The organism is Bacillus thuringiensis, assembly GCF_001455345.1.
Taxonomy (GTDB): Bacteria; Bacillota; Bacilli; order Bacillales; family Bacillaceae_G; genus Bacillus_A; species Bacillus_A thuringiensis_N.
Genome location: NZ_CP013274.1, coordinates 4,816,847 through 4,832,822 on the forward strand (window position 1 = coordinate 4,816,847; position 15,976 = coordinate 4,832,822).

A 15,976-nucleotide genomic window follows, 5' to 3' on the forward strand; every position below is an offset into this window, starting at 1 on the left:
TACCAACCAACAATTTCAAATACAAAAAATTGAAAATTAGTGCATGCTATGGAGAAGGAGGTGATACATCGTGAAAAAACAAATTATACTCTCTCTCCTCACTCTTTCCTTATTCGCAGGCTGTCAATCATCTAATAAAGCCGAAATGGAACGTGAAGAAGGAAGTCGTGTTCTTGTTTCCAATAAAAACGACATGTATCATACGGAAAATACAAACACAAGATTAACGAGAGTCGGTTATTCATCTAAACAAAAACATGAAGTATCCAACAAACAAGTAGGAGCCATTAACCGTGAGAAAGTCGCTGAAATGATTACAAGCATGACAGTCAAACTTCCTGACGTTACAAACGCTGCTACGCTCGTTACCGATGATGAAGTATTTGTTGTATACCGTGCAAACACAACGGATCCAAAACTCGTAGCAGATCAAGTATATAAAGCTGCCTTGTCCATCGTCCCTCGCTATTATAAAGCATATGTATCAACAGACCAAAAGTTGATTTCTCAAATTCAAGGCCTTCAATCAGGTAGCTTAAATGATACCGAATATACACAAAGCCTCGATATGTTAAAACGAGAAATGAGCAAAAATCCTCATTTGAACAATACGGGGGATCAAACTTTAAATGATATGATAAAAAAATAAAGAAGGTGGAGAAAACCTCCGCCTTCTTTATTTTTTACTATTTCTTACGATTTGCATAAACCGCCATCGCATCACACATAAACTGCGCTAAACCTTCGCCAAACTTATCAATATTTTTCGTAAAGCGCTCATCAGCGACGTACATTTGACCGAGTCCCTTAAAAGCATCTAATGAATATTCACCGAAGTTTTGCAAGTAATTGTACCATACTCCAATTGCTTCTTGTGCCTCTTTGGAATCTGGTGCTCCGTGTCTAAGCGCCGCTAAATTTCTGTAAATCGTATTAAACTCTTCTTGATTATCTTTTGACATACCTTTCGCATATTCATTTGCTTTATCTACAGCTGCGTCTCCCCATCTTTCACGCGCTTCTTCCTCGTACGGATTATGGCTGAAATCGAATCCTTCAAATTTCTCTTTATTCGTCATTTCAATCTCTCCTTTTGTATGCTGAATTGTTTTATCAATCGTCGCAATCACTTTATCTAACCTTGCACGCTTTTCAAGTAGCATTTTCTTATGAAGCTGTAGTGCTTCTTCCCGGTCAAATGATGGACTCATGATAATTTCTTTAATTTTCTTCAAAGGGAAGCCTAATTCTTTAAAAAATAAAATTTGCTGCAACGTCTCTAAATTTTCATTGGAATACAGACGATATCCAGACTCTGTCGTCTCGTCTGGGGTTAACAACCCGATTTCATCGTAATGATGCAGTGTGCGCACACTAATTCCAACTAAATTAGCTACTTCTTTTACCTTCATTGCCATGTGTATCTCCCCCTTAATACATACGATAAAGTATGACGCAACGTTAGAGTCAATAAGTAAATTCATTTTCTTTATAAAATATTTCATGCATAATAGATATGTACATATATTAGAAAGCGGTGAAAATATGGTTTCAAATACTGTAATTGCCAGCATCATCTTTCAACTCGTTGTTTCGATTCTGGTCCCAATTATTGTACTCGTTTATTTCCGTAAGAAATACAATATAAATTGGAAAGTAGTCGGCGTTGGTGTTCTTATCTTTATCGGATTTACCCAAATTCTCGAAACACCATTCCACCTATTTATACGCGGTAATCCAGCAATCGCTCCAATTTTAGAAAATCCATTTGTCTTCGCACTTTATGGCGGACTAACTGCTGGTATTTTTGAAGAATTAGGACGCTTCGTTGCCTTCTTCTTCCTACTAAAAAAATATCAAGAATATAAAGATGGCTTCGCTTATGGAATTGGTCACGGCGGCATTGAATCCATTTTAGTTGGCGGATTCTCTGCATTCCAAGCACTTATATTTGCAAACTCAATTAACAACGGTAGCTTCGCTCAAATGGTCGAAAAAATGCCGGAGCTAAGCCGCCTACAGGACATGTTAATTCAGCAACCTGCCTACTTATATTTCCTTGGTAGCTTAGAAAGAATTATGGCTCTCGTGCTGCAAATCGCCTTTACAATGCTTGTTTTATACGCAGTAAAACAGAAGAAGTATATCTTCCTTGTGTACGCTATACTATTCCACGCATTTGTAGACTTCTTCGCGGCACTTTATCAAACGAAAACAATTAACATTTTTGTTGCAGAAGGAATTACCCTTCTCTTCACAATTGGTGCTATCATTCTTATTCGTAAAATGAAAGCAAAATTAATGAGTGTGCCAGAGTAAAAAATAACCCACCAAAATTGGTGGGTTATTTTTTATATAAATTATTACAATGATGATAACTTTTCCCCTCTCGCAGCTCCCTCTTCGTTTCTGCATCTATAACGATGTACTTATGAAACTCTTCTACTTCAGTTTGAGAAAAGGAAGCGAAAAAATAAACTTGGCGATTAGGGTGAATAAAAAAATCTTGAAACACCACACTACTCCGACAACCCGCGGCTGTTTTTTGTAGGAAAGAAAATTCTTCATCAGGCACTTCTTTAAATAAAATCTTTTTTCGAACACTATATGCTGCATTGTTGTATTCTTTATAAATTTTCTTATCTAATTGTTCGTAAAACACATCCTCACTCACAAATGGCTTATTTCGATTACTTGGATAATCTAACTTTTGATTGGATTGTGCATATGTTGTGGACATTTGCGTAAGAAAACAAATCATGAATACGATACATATCATTTTTTTCATAATGGCACCTCAATTTTTTATTATCCACATTACTTTTCCACATATTTAGATCAATATGCCGTTTCCAATAAAGTGAAACTTTAATCAGTGGGGGGTTTCTTCATCCCCCATTGATTATTAGCCCTCACCAATCGGACTTTTATGGGCAGTTGATCCCCCACCTAAATTCTTTGCTTGCGCTGAATTTTGAGGTGGGGGTCTTACTGCCCATTAAAGCGGGATAAAAAGGAATTTTTTCCACATTTGTCGAAGTATATAGCGTCAACTTGAAAGATGAGGATGAATTATGAAGAAAATAATTGTAATACGACATTGTTCAGCAACTGGCCAAGAACGTGATGCCGAATTAACGACCGATGGAAAAAAACAAGCAAACACCCTTGCTACATTCCTCTTAGAATACCAACTACAAATAGATCATATTATTTCAAGTCCATTTGTGCGAGCTATCGATTCTATTCGGCCCTATGCACGCCAAGCCAATTTGTCTATCCAAGAAGATGAACGATTAGCTGAACGCATATTAAGTGACGTTCCAATGGACAATTGGATGCAAAAACTAGAATCTACTTTTACAAATATAGATATTGCCTTTTCAGGCGGAGAGTCAACAAAACAAGCAACGGACCGTGCTATATCGCTTATAGAAGACGTTTTAAAATTAGACTATACTACAACACTACTCGTTACACATGGAAACTTACTTACGCTTATTTTAAAGCACTTTGATCATACGATTGGCTTTCATGAATGGAAAGCTTTAACGAATCCTGATATGTACGAAATTACAATCGATGAACAATGTAGCCTAAAACGATTATGGAAAGCACCGTCCAAGTAATATCTCTTTCCAACACATTCAGTTGACGCCACGAGAAGAAACTGTACTAATAATAGAAAGGGGTATCACTCCATATGTACGAAGATGTACTTGCTTTACTACATAAAACAAATGTTTCTTATGAAAAGTTTGAACACGAACCAGTACTCGATTATGAGACAGATCGGATCGTGCGGGAGAGGCTTGGCTTACAAGGCACTCCAAGTAAAAGCTTATTCTTAAAATCAAAATCCGGAAATTATTACGTGTTTTTTACGTTAGAAGGAACTCGGCTCAACCGAGGAGAGATGAAAGAAATAACGGGAGAACGCTTATCGCTCTGTTCACCTGATGAATTAAGGGAAGAGACTGGCTGTACGCCGGGATGTGTAGCTCCTTTCGGATATTCACAAAATGTAACAATTATTGTGGATAGCGCTATTTATACTTACGATAAAGTTTTAATTACACCTGGTGTACCTGAATTTACAATTGAATTATCCACAGAGGAATTAAAAAAGATTTTATTAACATGTTCAAATACTGTTTTAGAGTATAAACAAAAAGAGAGCTAATCATTAGCTCTCTTTTTTCATTATTTTGCTTCTGCTGTGTTTTCTTTTGCAGAACGAACTTGCTCGTCCGCATGGTAAGAAGAACGCACAAGTGGGCCAGCTTCACAGTGGCTAAATCCTTTGCTAAGTGCAATTTCTTTAAGCTCTGCAAATTCTGCTGGTGGGTAATATTTAAGAACTGGTAAATGCTTTTTAGATGGTTGTAAGTATTGTCCAAGAGTTAAAATATCCACATTGTTTGCACGTAAGTCATCCATTGCTTCAATTAAATCTTCTCTCGTTTCACCTAAGCCCACCATAATGCTCGATTTAGTTGGAATATCTGGCTGCATTTCTTTCGCTCGACGTAAAAACTCTAATGAACGTTCATATTTTGCTCTAGCGCGAACTCGGTCAGATAATCGACGTACTGTTTCAATGTTATGGTTTAAAATATCTGGTTTTGCATCCATTAACATTTTTAAGTTTTCTTCTACTCCACCCATATCAGATGGTAATACTTCAATTGACGTAAATGGATTTTTGCGACGAACAGCGCGTACTGTTTCAGCAAAAACAGCTGCTCCCCCGTCTTTTAAATCATCACGTGCAACCGCTGTTATAACAACGTGCTTTAAGCCCATTTGTACTACAGAATCTGCTACGCGTTCTGGCTCTTGTAAATCAAGCTCTGTTGGTAAGCCTGTTTTAACCGCACAAAAACGACAAGCACGTGTACATACTGCACCTAAAATCATGAATGTTGCTGTTTTTCTTACAGCCCAGCATTCATGAATATTCGGACATTTTGCTTCTTCACAAACTGTATGAAGATTCTTAGAACGCATCATTTTCTTTAAGCCTGTATAGTTTTCATTCGTGTTTAACTTAATTTTCAACCATTCGGGCTTGCGCTTATATTCTGTTTGTTTTGTCATGGTTATCAACTCCGCACAATATGAAATAGTTTACCGTGTTCGCTTCTTTCAATGTAACATATCTATTCTAACGTATGAAAGCGATTTGCTCAAATGAAGATTCTAAGATTTTTTCCAATCGTTCCCTATAATGAAATACTCCGTATATCCCACACTAAAAAGAGTGATGATGTGAAAGGAGTCTATTTCATGCTTCGAAAAATTTCTCTTTTGCTTTCAATTTGCTTTCTTCTCCACCAAAACATCGCTTACGGTGAAGATAATCAGCAAAGCATATACGAAAAGCGCATGGCACTATATAAAGAAACCGAGCAATCTTCAGGCATTCCGTGGTATTACTTAGCTGCAATGGATCAATACGAAAGAAATATACGGAGCGTAAGAAAAGATATTCCGAAAAAACCAGATGCCATCATTTCCCTTTATTTCAAACCAGAAATATGGGCTGGACCTGTTAATGGTAACGACACTCTCCCCCACACAATTTCTCTATTTGGTGGGTTAGGTTTAGATGGTGACAAAGATGGATTTGCAAATGCAAATAACGACCGTGATCTTTTGCATACAGCAGCAACAATTTTAAAGAAACAAGGAACGTCAGAAGAACGCATTAAAATCATGCTCTGGGAATATTATAGACGTGCAAAAACAGTTGATTTAATTACCGAATACGCCCAAATTTATAAACATTATGGACGTATTAATTTAGAAGGAAATGCTTTTCCCCTACCTATTCGCAGTGACCATAGCTACCGTAGTACTTTCGGTGCTGGAAGAAGTTTTGGGGGAAGAAGGGTTCATGAAGGAACCGATATATTCGCAGGCTATGGCGTACCAGTAAGATCCACTTGCTATGGCATCATTGAAACAAAAGGCTGGAACCGCCTTGGCGGATGGCGCATCGGTATTCGTGACCTTCATAATAATTATCATTATTACGCTCACTTAGGCGGGTTCTCAAAAGAAATACAGCTTGGACAAATTGTGGAGCCTGGAAAAGTAATCGGATTTGTTGGTAGCACCGGCTACGGACCTCCCGGCACAGCTGGAAAATTCCCGCCCCACCTACATTTCGGCATCTATAAAGACAATGGTTATACAGAATGGGCTTTCGATCCATACATGCATTTAAGTCTTTGGGAGCGAAAAGAACGCGCCAATACAAAACGATAACCGTAGCACATTGCTACGGTTATTTTTTATGTGCTGATGCTGCTAACTATCCGTTTTCTTTTTATCAGGTACAACAACACTCCCGCTTCCATAATAAGTAGGCACTTCCCCTTGAACGATGCGCGTCGCAATCGGAACATCCTGTTTCACTTTTATTTCTTTCGTATGAAATGGAATAATTACTTGCAACGTGACTTCCATCTCCATAATAATTTGAATTGCTGTCGTATTGATCCCATGTGGTTCAATTTTTTGTTTAATATCCGTATTTACATGACCAATCGTCGTGAAATCAATTGGAATGTCGGGACCTATATTCCCAAGAAGCGCATTATCCGTTACGCGACCAAAAGGAACTACCATCGTTGCCCCATTTTTTTCAGAAATACCTAGCCCTTTCAGATTACCTTGTTCTACTTGCTGTAAATATTTTTCTATGTACATGGTCGTTGACGTTACAATTTCATTTACTTGCTTCGTATTTAAATTAATTGTGGATACTTTCCCGTTTTTATCATTTTGTACTTTCATTAATGAATCGACATCGAACCCTTCATTAATTCTGTCTTTTACCGCCTTCGTCATAACCGCTGTCGCCATTTTATGTGTCTCTACTTCTCCATATTTAATCAATGTCGGCTGAATGCTGCTGTTCACAATCCATAATCCTTGCAAGAGTAATATGACAAAAAGAATAAACGACATAAGCAGTATGTGCCGAAAGGAAATAGGTCCCCTTCGAAACCGCGAATTTTTCGAACGAAATATACTCATAAAAAACCCTCCTTCTTATATCATTTCTATGCAAGAAGGAGGGACGATATATGCTTATCTCATTTTTAATAACGCTTCTTTTCCGATTGTGCCAGCCGTAATACCTAAAGCTTCAGCTTCAATCGTTACTGATTCTAGCGGCGCTTCAAGAAGTTGTTCAATCGTTCTTACACCAACCGCACGGCCAGCAATAATACCTCGATCCCCTAGCTTCTCATTTAAAAGACCTACATCTAATGCACCGCACATAATATATCCTTTATCGCTCATTACAGCTAGCAAATTTGTCTTTGGAAGTTTGACGCTAACCGCAATAAACGTATAATTATCGATTATAATTGGCTCCACATTAACCATAGTTCACACTCCTCTCTTTCTTATCTGTATGACAAGAGAAAAATGAGTGTTACAAGTTAACTAGCCTATAGTTTAACCGAAGATGTATGAGTTATTAACATGTCTGTTAACACATCTCTAAGTAGTTCTGGCATATAATATTGTTTGTCAGAAAGTGTGGATAGCTCTGGGTATAAGTAGCCAAATGTGAACATATCAATCGTTCCTACCGTATATATACGATCTAATTCCAGCGATTCCCCGTTAATTAATACATCCTCGAGTAAAATTTTATTCCCAGGAATCGTGTCTGGAATGACTTCTACACCAGCGTAAATCATTTTCCCCATCACTTTTCCGCGAAATCCAAATCCTTTCACCTCAAGGTTCTCCATATTCGGGCGACGTGCTTTCAAAATCACTTCCCTTAACGTTTTCCCGGGCACTTTTAATAAACATGGATTAATTGGATGTGGACAAATTCTGTGAATATCTCCACGCGTTACAACACCTTCTTCTAATCCTTCAAGAAGTACACCAGCGTTCACCATGCCAATCTCCGCACCGCACCACGTTTTCAGCGCATTTGCTAACATGTGAGAAAATGACGTCTCATGAAACCAATCAACTGGTAATGATTCCTTTAAATGAACGACAGGCTCTTCCATAATATGTTTACTTTCTTCCTGCAGCATTTCAATTGTGGATAACGGTTTACTATAAGCACCTAAACGTTCTGTCTTAATCGCTCTACCGTCCTTTTTCAACAGCTTCTTCGTCTCTTTATCCACAGTAAGCTGAACGTGCCCAACGTAACGTCCCCACTTTTCACAACAGCAAAGTAAAGTATTATTCATAAGAACGCCACGCTCAAATAAATGATGCGTATGTGCCCCTAAAATCACATCTATATCATAGTGCTCTGCCATATACTCATCCATACTTTTTCCAAGGTGAGACAAGACAACCGTAATATGAGCCTCATCTCGCACTTCTTCTAAAATAGACTCTAAATGCTTAATTGGATCTTCAATATGCCAATCTAACATTTGATAAAACTCTGGATACGCAACCGTTAATCCGATAAAGGCAATCGTAATCCCATCTGTCGTTGTATGTAATTTATAAGGCTTTGCCCAATCTGGACGTACACCTTCTTTTTCAAATAAATTCGCGACAAGCACCTCAAATCCAGCATCATCATATAGACGATTCAAATGCTCCTTCGCTAACGTAATTCCTTCATTATTTCCGATCGTTACATAATCATATAACGCCTCATTTAAAAGCTTCGTATTGCCAAGTCCATTCGTCGCTTCCGAAATACTATGAAAACGATCCACATGATCGCCGATATCAACCGTCAAAACGGTCTCTCCTGCTCCCTGTCTGCGCTTTTTCTCCCCTTGTACAAACCGAGAAATTTGCGGCCAATTTTCAAAATGACTATGTATATCGTTTGTATGATAAAGGTGGATGATTGTTTCTTTATCTATATTCAGAGAAAAAACCTCCTCTCAGTTCCTTACTGCCATTTACGCTACACGTACGCAATAATCCTGTAAATACTTTTCGTCTTTTCTTGCTATTTTACATTGTACTCGCATTGTGAGAAAAAGCAAAAGATTGCCCTTTTCATATGAGAAACTTTCTTTTTTTAGTTGTTGGATTCGTTAGTAGAGCAGGGATTTGTCAGAAAGTTTAACAGGGGATTCGTAGGTCGTTTTTCAATTGGATTCACCAGTGGATTTGTCAGTATCTTTGCCTTACTTCCAGTCGGTCCCCTTCCATATAAAATGTTGCAGGGTATATGAAGAATTTCTTTTGTCGTAATTTGTTGATAAGTCGATATCCCTTGTCGAATCGTCGATATATTGAAATAATCGCCGATATATTCCGAGTTGTGATTGATATATTTGAAAAATCGCTGATATATTTCAATTTATACTAGCTGGGGTATAACCCTAAAAACATACCTTGTAACACGACATATGTCGTGTTACAATCTCATTATAAGGCGGTGAACCATAAAATGGATAAAGAGATATTAAAAGGAAGTATTGATATTTTACTTCTCTCCATCATTAAACAGCACGATACGTACGGATATGAAATTATTCAAAAGCTAAAAGAAAACAGCAATGATCTATACACGATGAGCCAAGGTACACTCTATCCAGCACTCAAACGGCTGGAACAAAAGGATTTAATCAATTCCTACTGGGGTGAATCTGAAACGGGTATGAAACGAAAGTTTTATCGCATTACTACGAGCGGAAAGAAAATTTTAGAAGAAAAACTAACAGCGTGGGATTCAGTTACAGCTCTTATTAAAACTTGTCAGAAAGGAGCTTTAAATTAATGACGATTGAAAAATACATAAAGAGTATCGTTCAAAAAACAAACCTATCCCAATCTGATAAAGACGAACTATACTTCGAAATTTACGATCATCTCACAAGCTTAAAACAAGAATTTCTCGATCAAGGAAAATCCGAAGAAGAAGCTACTACATTAGCCATTCAAAATTTTGGAGAAGCCTCTACTTTAGGAACTGAAATTGACAAAGCAATGCAATCTTCTACGCAAAAGTATGTACAGTGGATTGGCTGGGGATTATTTTTACCGTATTCGTTTGTTTTGTTATTTAAACTATTGCTCGGGAGGCCAGCCGTTTACTTTGGTAATCTGAAGCACTTCTTTGAGACAGGTAACTGGCATTCTATACACGGTGGGTTAGTAAACTTAGTTCCTTTCAGAAGTACAATCCGCTATTTAACTGATTTCGATTCTTATAATCTAGACATCGTACTTATGAATACATTAGGAAACGTCATCATATTTATTCCATTCGGATTCCTGCTACCTTTATTATTTAAACAAATAAATAATGTAAAAATGGCATCAAAGATTTTCATTAAGTTTATTTTATTAATTGAATCGTTACAACTCCTTACCTTTACTGGTGTTTTCGATATTGATGACATCATATTGAATATGTTAGGTGCTTTAATTGGGTATGGTTCTTTTGTTGGGATGAAGTATGTTTGGGACCGTGTTAAATCTGTGGATAAAGTGGATACGATTTAGGTGCGGGGTATACGGCCTGTTCTTCTTGTCGTAATTTGTTGATAAGTCGATATCCCTTGTCGAATCGTCGATATATTGAAATAATCGCTGATATATTCCGAGTTGTGTTCGATATATTTGAAAAATCGCTGATATATTTAGCTGGAAACCTACCTGGGTATCTCAGCTAACTCCAAGCCCAGCTCACACAACATAAAAAAAGCGCCCTGCATAGCAGGGCGCTTTTTTCATATATATATTATCCAGTTCCAGCGGCTAGAATGTTCGGTGGCTTCACTTCTTCCCCCTCACATTCTGAACGAGCCGCTTCCACTTTAAATATTAACCGATAGAACCTTCCATCTCAAACTTGATTAGACGGTTCATTTCAACTGCGTATTCCATTGGAAGTTCGCGAGTGAATGGCTCGATGAAGCCCATTACGATCATTTCTGTAGCTTCTTGCTCAGAAATACCGCGGCTCATTAGGTAGAATAATTGTTCTTCTGATACTTTCGATACTTTCGCTTCGTGCTCAAGTGAAACGTAATCGTTTTTGATTTCGTTGTAAGGAATTGTATCCGATGTAGATTGGTTATCCATGATTAGCGTGTCACACTCGATGTTAGAGCGAGAGTTTTTCGCTTTTGGTCCGAAGTGTACGATACCACGGTAAGTTACTTTACCACCATGCTTCGCAATCGATTTAGAAACGATTGTTGAAGACGTGTTTGGTGCTAAGTGAATCATTTTCGCACCAGCATCTTGGTGTTGGCCTTTACCAGCAATCGCGATAGATAATGTTAAACCACGAGCGCCTTCACCTTTTAAGATTACTGCTGGGTATTTCATCGTTAATTTAGATCCGATGTTACCGTCAATCCATTCCATCGTTGCGTTTTCTTCACAAACCGCACGTTTTGTAACTAGGTTGTATACGTTGTTCGCCCAGTTTTGGATTGTTGTATAACGGCAATATGCATCTTTCTTAATGATGATTTCTACTACCGCACTGTGAAGTGAGTTAGTCGTGTAAACAGGTGCTGTACAACCTTCTACGTAGTGTACGTGTGCGCCTTCGTCTACGATGATAAGCGTACGCTCGAATTGTCCCATATTTTCAGAGTTAATACGGAAATACGCTTGAAGTGGTGTATCAACTTTAATACCTTTTGGAACGTAGATGAATGATCCACCAGACCAAACTGCAGAGTTTAATGCAGAGAATTTGTTGTCTGTTGGTGGGATTACTTTTCCGAAATGCTCACGGAAAATATCTTCGTTCTCTTTTAATGCGCTATCTGTATCTTTGAAGACGATTCCTAGAGCTTCTAGGTCTTCTTTCATGTTGTGGTATACAACTTCAGATTCGTACTGTGCAGATACACCAGCTAAATATTTTTGCTCAGCTTCTGGAATACCTAATTTATCAAATGTTGCTTTAATTTCATCAGGTACTTCATCCCAAGACTTCTCAGATTTCTCAGATGGTTTTACGTAGTACGTAATTTCATCGAAATCTAAGTCGTTTAAGTCGCCGCCCCATTGTGGCATTGGCATTTCGTAGAACTTATCCAGTGATTTTAAACGGAAGTCTAACATCCACTGTGGTTCTTCTTTCATACGTGAAATCTCTTCAACGATCTCTTTTGTTAAACCGCGTCCAGCACGGAAAATCGAAACGTCTTTGTCTTTGAAACCATATTTATAATCGCCGATATCTGGCAGTTGCTTCGCCATGTTGGTGTGTCCCTCCTTAGATAACCTCGTTTTTAGGAACCTTTAACATTACTTATCTTCGTTTAAGCCCTTTTCTAACGCTTTCCACGCTAATGTTGCACATTTAATACGTGCCGGGAACTTGCATACGCCTTGTAATGCTTCAATATCTCCTAAATCGATGCTGTCATCGTACTCTTTTCCTAGCATCATGTCAGAGAAAATTTTCGAAAGCTGAAGTGCTTCTTCAATTTTCTTACCTTTTACTGCTTGTGTCATCATTGAAGCTGAAGACATTGAGATAGAACATCCTTCGCCTTCAAACTTCGCCTCTTGCACAATACCTTCTTCTACTTTCATCGTAAGTTGAATACGATCGCCGCAAGTTGGATTGTTCAAGTTAACGGTAACACTATCTTCTAACACGCCATGGTTACGAGGATTTTTATAATGATCCATAATAACTTGACGATATAACGTATCTAAATTATTAAATGACATTTGTGAAATACTCCTTTGTCTTGATTAGCGATTCAACAAATGTATCAATTTCTTCTTTTGTATTATATAAATAGAAGCTCGCACGTGCTGTTGAAGAAGCTTTCAGCCACTTCATAAGCGGTTGTGCACAGTGGTGTCCTGCGCGAACCGCAATACCTTCTACATCTAATACAGTCGCTACATCGTGAGGATGTACGTCTTCAATATTAAATGTAACAAGACCAGCGCGATGCTTTGGACCATAAATTGTAACGCCATCTACTTCTGATAGTCTCTCTAAAGCGTATTGCGCTAATTCATGCTCATGCTTTTCAATATTATGAAGACCGATTTCTTCTAGGAAATCAATTGCCGCACCAAGTCCGATTGCATTACCGATAATCGGTGTACCTGCTTCAAACTTCCAAGGAAGCTCTTTCCAAGTAGATTCTTGTAAATCTACGAAATCAATCATTTCACCGCCAAATTCAATTGGCTCCATATTGTTTAGCAATTCTTTTTTACCATATAATACGCCGATACCTGTAGGTCCACACATCTTATGAGCAGATAATGCGTAGAAATCACAGTTTAAATCTTGTACATCTACTTTCATATGAGGTGTACTTTGTGCACCATCAACGACCATAATTGCACCGTTTTCGTGTGCGATTGCTCCGATTTCTTTTACAGGGTTAATCGTTCCAAGTACGTTTGATACTTGCATAATAGAAACGATTTTTGTATTCGGTGTAACTGTTTGACGAACATCTTCTAAAGAAATTGTACCGTCTGGTTGAAGCGGAAGGTATTTTAACGTTGCACCAGTTTTCTTCGCAACTTGCTGCCACGGAATGATGTTACTATGGTGCTCCATGTAAGAAATAACGATTTCATCGCCTTCTTTTACATTTTCAAGACCATAGCTAGCCGCTACTGTATTTAATGCAGTTGTCGTTCCGCGCGTGAAAATAATCTCTTCCATTGATTTCGCGTTAATAAACTTGCGAACTTTCTCGCGTGCACCTTCATACGCGTCGGTAGCTTTCGTACCGAGCGTATGAACACCGCGATGCACGTTAGAATTATATTCTTTATAGTAACGTTCTAACGTTTCAATGACTTGAATTGGTTTTTGAGAAGTTGCTGCACTATCGAAATAAACAAGTTGTTTGCCGTTCACTTTTTGATCAAGAATTGGAAACTGTTTGCGTATTTCATGAATATTCATTAGCGAACTTTCCTTTCAATTACCTCAACAAGCTGTGCCTTTACTCCTTCAATTGGAAGCTCATTAACTACAGGTGCTAAGAATCCATGGATGACTAAACGTTCTGCTTCGCGTTTTGGAATACCACGGCTCATCAAGTAGTATAGTTGGATTGGATCTACGCGGCCTACTGAAGCTGCGTGACCTGCCATTACATCATCTTCGTCGATTAAAAGAATTGGGTTTGCATCACCGCGAGCTTTTTCATCTAACATAAGAACGCGAGAAGATTGTTGTGCATTTGATTTAGATGCACCGTGTTCAATCTTACCAATTCCGTTAAAGATAGATGTTGCGCTATCTTTTTGTACACCGTGTTTTAAAATCCAACCTTCAGAGTGTTTACCGAAGTGAACAACTTTAGTTGTAAAGTTTTGTGTTTGGTTACCACGGCCAATTGTTACTGTTTTCGTATCAGCATATGAACCGTCGCCCATTAAGTTTGTAACGTTCTCTGAAATTGTGTTTCCATCATTCATAAGGCCTAGAGCCCAATCAATACGGCCGTCGCGTCCTACTGTGCCGCGGCGGTTAACGTAAGTTGTTACGTCTTTTGCTAATAGATCAACCGCACCGAATTTCACTTGTGCGCCTTGTTCCACGATTACTTCTGCTACGATATTTGCAATACCTTTAGCATTTTCATTTGCAACATAGTTTTCTACATAAGTTGCAGTACTGTTCGCATCAGCTACGAATAATACGTGGTTATATACGTTAGCTTCTTCGCCGTCTACTAAGAATACAGCTTGAAGTGGAGTTTCAAGAACAACGTTTTTCGGAACATATACGAATGCACCGCCGTTGATTAATGCAGCATGAAGTGCAGTTAGACGATGCTCGTCTACCTTCACGCCGTCTTTCATTAAGTACTTTTGTACTAGTTCAGCATGCTCAGTTGCAGCTGTTACGATATCTGTAAAAATAACACCTTTTTCTTTTGCTTCGTCTGCTAAAGAAACGAATGCAGTTGTACCAGTACGTTGCACTAATACGCTGTTATTTTCATCGATTAAGTTTTTCACTGCTTCTGGAAGCTCTGTTAAAGAACTTACAGGCTCTTGCTTAGCAGCGTCGCCTTTTCCGATAAAGTCCCATTTTTCAATTTTCGTTTTATCAGGCGTTGGCATTGGAAGTTCAGTTGCTTGTGCAAGAGCTTGTAAGCGGAACTCAGTCAACCAAGCTGCTTCGTTTACTTCGCTTGCGCGTTGACGGATTGTTTCTTGATCGAAAGGTAATGTACCGATTGTCATGTTTATGCTCCTCTCTTACGCTTCTTGCTCTGTTGTTTCGTCTTCAATACCTAATTCTTTTTTAATCCAGTCATAACCTTCAGCTTCTAGACGTTGTGCAAGCTCAGGGCCACCAGATTTAACGATACGACCGTTCATCATAACGTGAACGAAGTCTGGAGTGATGTAGTTTAATAAACGTTGGTAATGCGTAATCATTAGGCAACCGAACTCTTCGCCGCGCATTTCGTTAATACCTTTAGATACAACTTTTAATGCATCGATATCAAGACCTGAGTCGATTTCGTCTAAGATTGCGATTTTTGGCTCAATCATCATTAATTGAAGAATTTCGTTACGTTTTTTCTCTCCACCAGAGAAACCTTCGTTTAAGTAACGTTGTGCCATTTCTGGATCCATTTCTAGGAATTCCATGTTTTTATCTAATGTACGGATAAATTTCATAAGAGAAATTTCATCGCCTTCTTCACGACGTGCATTAATTGCAGAACGTAAGAAGTCAGCGTTTGTTACTCCGCTAATTTCACTTGGATATTGCATTGCTAAGAATAGACCTGCTTGTGCGCGCTCATCTACTTCCATTTCTAATACATCTTCACCGTCGATGATGATGCTACCTTCTGTTACTTCATACTTTGGGTGACCCATAATTGCAGAAGATAAAGTTGATTTACCTGTTCCGTTAGGTCCCATAATTGCGTGGATTTCTCCACCTTTTACTTCAAGGTTTACACCTTTTAAAATTTCTTTGCCGTCAATTGATACGTGTAAGTCTTTAACCGTTAATGTAGAACCAGCCATC

Annotated in this window: 18 protein-coding genes; 7 read left to right on the top strand and 11 right to left on the bottom strand. The window is 38.4% G+C overall.

The features are described 5' to 3' along the window. Positions 1-70: 70 nt before the first annotated feature. Positions 71-649: a YhcN/YlaJ family sporulation lipoprotein gene (locus ATN06_RS25385; RefSeq protein WP_046954398.1), complete on the top strand. Its 579-nt coding sequence runs from the start codon at positions 71-73 to the stop codon at positions 647-649. Positions 650-686: 37 nt separating this feature from the next. On the opposite strand, the gene ATN06_RS25390 is transcribed toward ATN06_RS25385, so the two are convergent. After that, complete coding sequence (locus tag ATN06_RS25390) at positions 687-1,418, bottom strand: MerR family transcriptional regulator (RefSeq protein WP_060632757.1); 732 nt, start codon at positions 1,416-1,418, stop codon at positions 687-689. An 85-nt stretch (positions 1,419-1,503) separates the two neighbouring features. Between ATN06_RS25390 and ATN06_RS25395 the strand changes: the two genes are divergently transcribed. After that, positions 1,504-2,319, top strand: a complete 816-nt coding sequence (locus ATN06_RS25395) for a YhfC family intramembrane metalloprotease (protein ID WP_060632758.1) — start codon at positions 1,504-1,506, stop codon at positions 2,317-2,319. Positions 2,320-2,344: 25 nt separating this feature from the next. Here ATN06_RS25395 and ATN06_RS25400 read toward each other — a convergent pair whose 3' ends face one another. Beyond that, positions 2,345-2,788 (bottom strand): hypothetical protein, encoded by a 444-nt coding sequence (locus tag ATN06_RS25400; RefSeq protein WP_060632759.1) that lies wholly within the window; start codon positions 2,786-2,788, stop codon positions 2,345-2,347. Between the two features lie 286 nt (positions 2,789-3,074). On the opposite strand from ATN06_RS25400, the gene ATN06_RS25405 reads away from it, so the two are divergent. Then, positions 3,075-3,629, top strand: a complete 555-nt coding sequence (locus ATN06_RS25405) for a histidine phosphatase family protein (RefSeq protein ID WP_060632760.1) — start codon at positions 3,075-3,077, stop codon at positions 3,627-3,629. Between the two features lie 74 nt (positions 3,630-3,703). Further along, positions 3,704-4,183, top strand: coding sequence for a YbaK/EbsC family protein (locus tag ATN06_RS25410; protein ID WP_060632761.1), 480 nt, complete (start codon positions 3,704-3,706; stop codon positions 4,181-4,183). Positions 4,184-4,203: 20 nt separating this feature from the next. Here the strand turns inward: ATN06_RS25410 and lipA are convergent, their stop codons facing one another. Then, positions 4,204-5,100, bottom strand: a complete 897-nt coding sequence (gene lipA / locus ATN06_RS25415; RefSeq protein ID WP_029440566.1) for a lipoyl synthase — start codon at positions 5,098-5,100, stop codon at positions 4,204-4,206. A 189-nt stretch (positions 5,101-5,289) separates the two neighbouring features. On the opposite strand from lipA, the gene ATN06_RS25420 reads away from it, so the two are divergent. Next, positions 5,290-6,273: a M23 family metallopeptidase gene (locus ATN06_RS25420; protein ID WP_060632762.1), complete on the top strand. Its 984-nt coding sequence runs from the start codon at positions 5,290-5,292 to the stop codon at positions 6,271-6,273. A gap of 42 nt (positions 6,274-6,315) precedes the next feature. Here ATN06_RS25420 and yunB read toward each other — a convergent pair whose 3' ends face one another. From yunB to ATN06_RS25435, 3 genes are all read right to left on the bottom strand, one after another. Then, positions 6,316-7,047, bottom strand: coding sequence for a sporulation protein YunB (gene yunB, locus ATN06_RS25425; protein WP_060632763.1), 732 nt, complete (start codon positions 7,045-7,047; stop codon positions 6,316-6,318). A gap of 54 nt (positions 7,048-7,101) precedes the next feature. Further along, complete coding sequence (locus ATN06_RS25430) at positions 7,102-7,404, bottom strand: YunC family protein (protein WP_000248463.1); 303 nt, start codon at positions 7,402-7,404, stop codon at positions 7,102-7,104. Between the two features lie 65 nt (positions 7,405-7,469). Further along, positions 7,470-8,885 (bottom strand): bifunctional metallophosphatase/5'-nucleotidase, encoded by a 1,416-nt coding sequence (locus tag ATN06_RS25435; RefSeq protein WP_335338642.1) that lies wholly within the window; start codon positions 8,883-8,885, stop codon positions 7,470-7,472. A 530-nt stretch (positions 8,886-9,415) separates the two neighbouring features. Here ATN06_RS25435 and ATN06_RS25440 point away from each other — a divergent pair. After that, entirely contained in the window at positions 9,416-9,745 is a 330-nt protein-coding gene (locus ATN06_RS25440) for a PadR family transcriptional regulator (protein ID WP_001990837.1), read from the top strand. Beyond that, positions 9,745-10,473: a VanZ family protein gene (locus tag ATN06_RS25445; RefSeq protein ID WP_060632765.1), complete on the top strand. Its 729-nt coding sequence runs from the start codon at positions 9,745-9,747 to the stop codon at positions 10,471-10,473. Before ATN06_RS25440 ends, ATN06_RS25445 begins: the two co-directional genes overlap by 1 nt. Before the next feature lie 321 nt (positions 10,474-10,794). Here the strand turns inward: ATN06_RS25445 and sufB are convergent, their stop codons facing one another. From sufB to sufC, 5 genes are read right to left on the bottom strand one after another with little or no spacing between them, the layout of a single operon-like run. Then, positions 10,795-12,192: a Fe-S cluster assembly protein SufB gene (sufB, locus tag ATN06_RS25450; protein WP_001118824.1), complete on the bottom strand. Its 1,398-nt coding sequence runs from the start codon at positions 12,190-12,192 to the stop codon at positions 10,795-10,797. Between the two features lie 48 nt (positions 12,193-12,240). Continuing rightward, positions 12,241-12,672 carry a Fe-S cluster assembly sulfur transfer protein SufU gene (gene sufU / locus ATN06_RS25455; RefSeq protein ID WP_000009523.1) on the bottom strand — a complete coding sequence of 144 codons (432 nt, stop codon included), beginning with the start codon at positions 12,670-12,672 and terminating at the stop codon, positions 12,241-12,243. Next, complete coding sequence (gene sufS / locus ATN06_RS25460; RefSeq protein WP_001020769.1) at positions 12,662-13,882, bottom strand: cysteine desulfurase SufS; 1,221 nt, start codon at positions 13,880-13,882, stop codon at positions 12,662-12,664. Before sufS ends, sufU begins: the two co-directional genes overlap by 11 nt. Beyond that, the gene (sufD, locus tag ATN06_RS25465; protein ID WP_000152181.1) at positions 13,882-15,174 is read right to left on the bottom strand and encodes a Fe-S cluster assembly protein SufD; all 1,293 of its coding nucleotides are present in this window, start codon (positions 15,172-15,174) and stop codon (positions 13,882-13,884) included. The genes sufS and sufD overlap by 1 nt, the downstream gene beginning before the upstream one ends. Before the next feature lie 15 nt (positions 15,175-15,189). After that, the gene (gene sufC / locus ATN06_RS25470; RefSeq protein WP_000929160.1) at positions 15,190-15,975 is read right to left on the bottom strand and encodes a Fe-S cluster assembly ATPase SufC; all 786 of its coding nucleotides are present in this window, start codon (positions 15,973-15,975) and stop codon (positions 15,190-15,192) included. Position 15,976 lies beyond the last annotated feature (1 nt).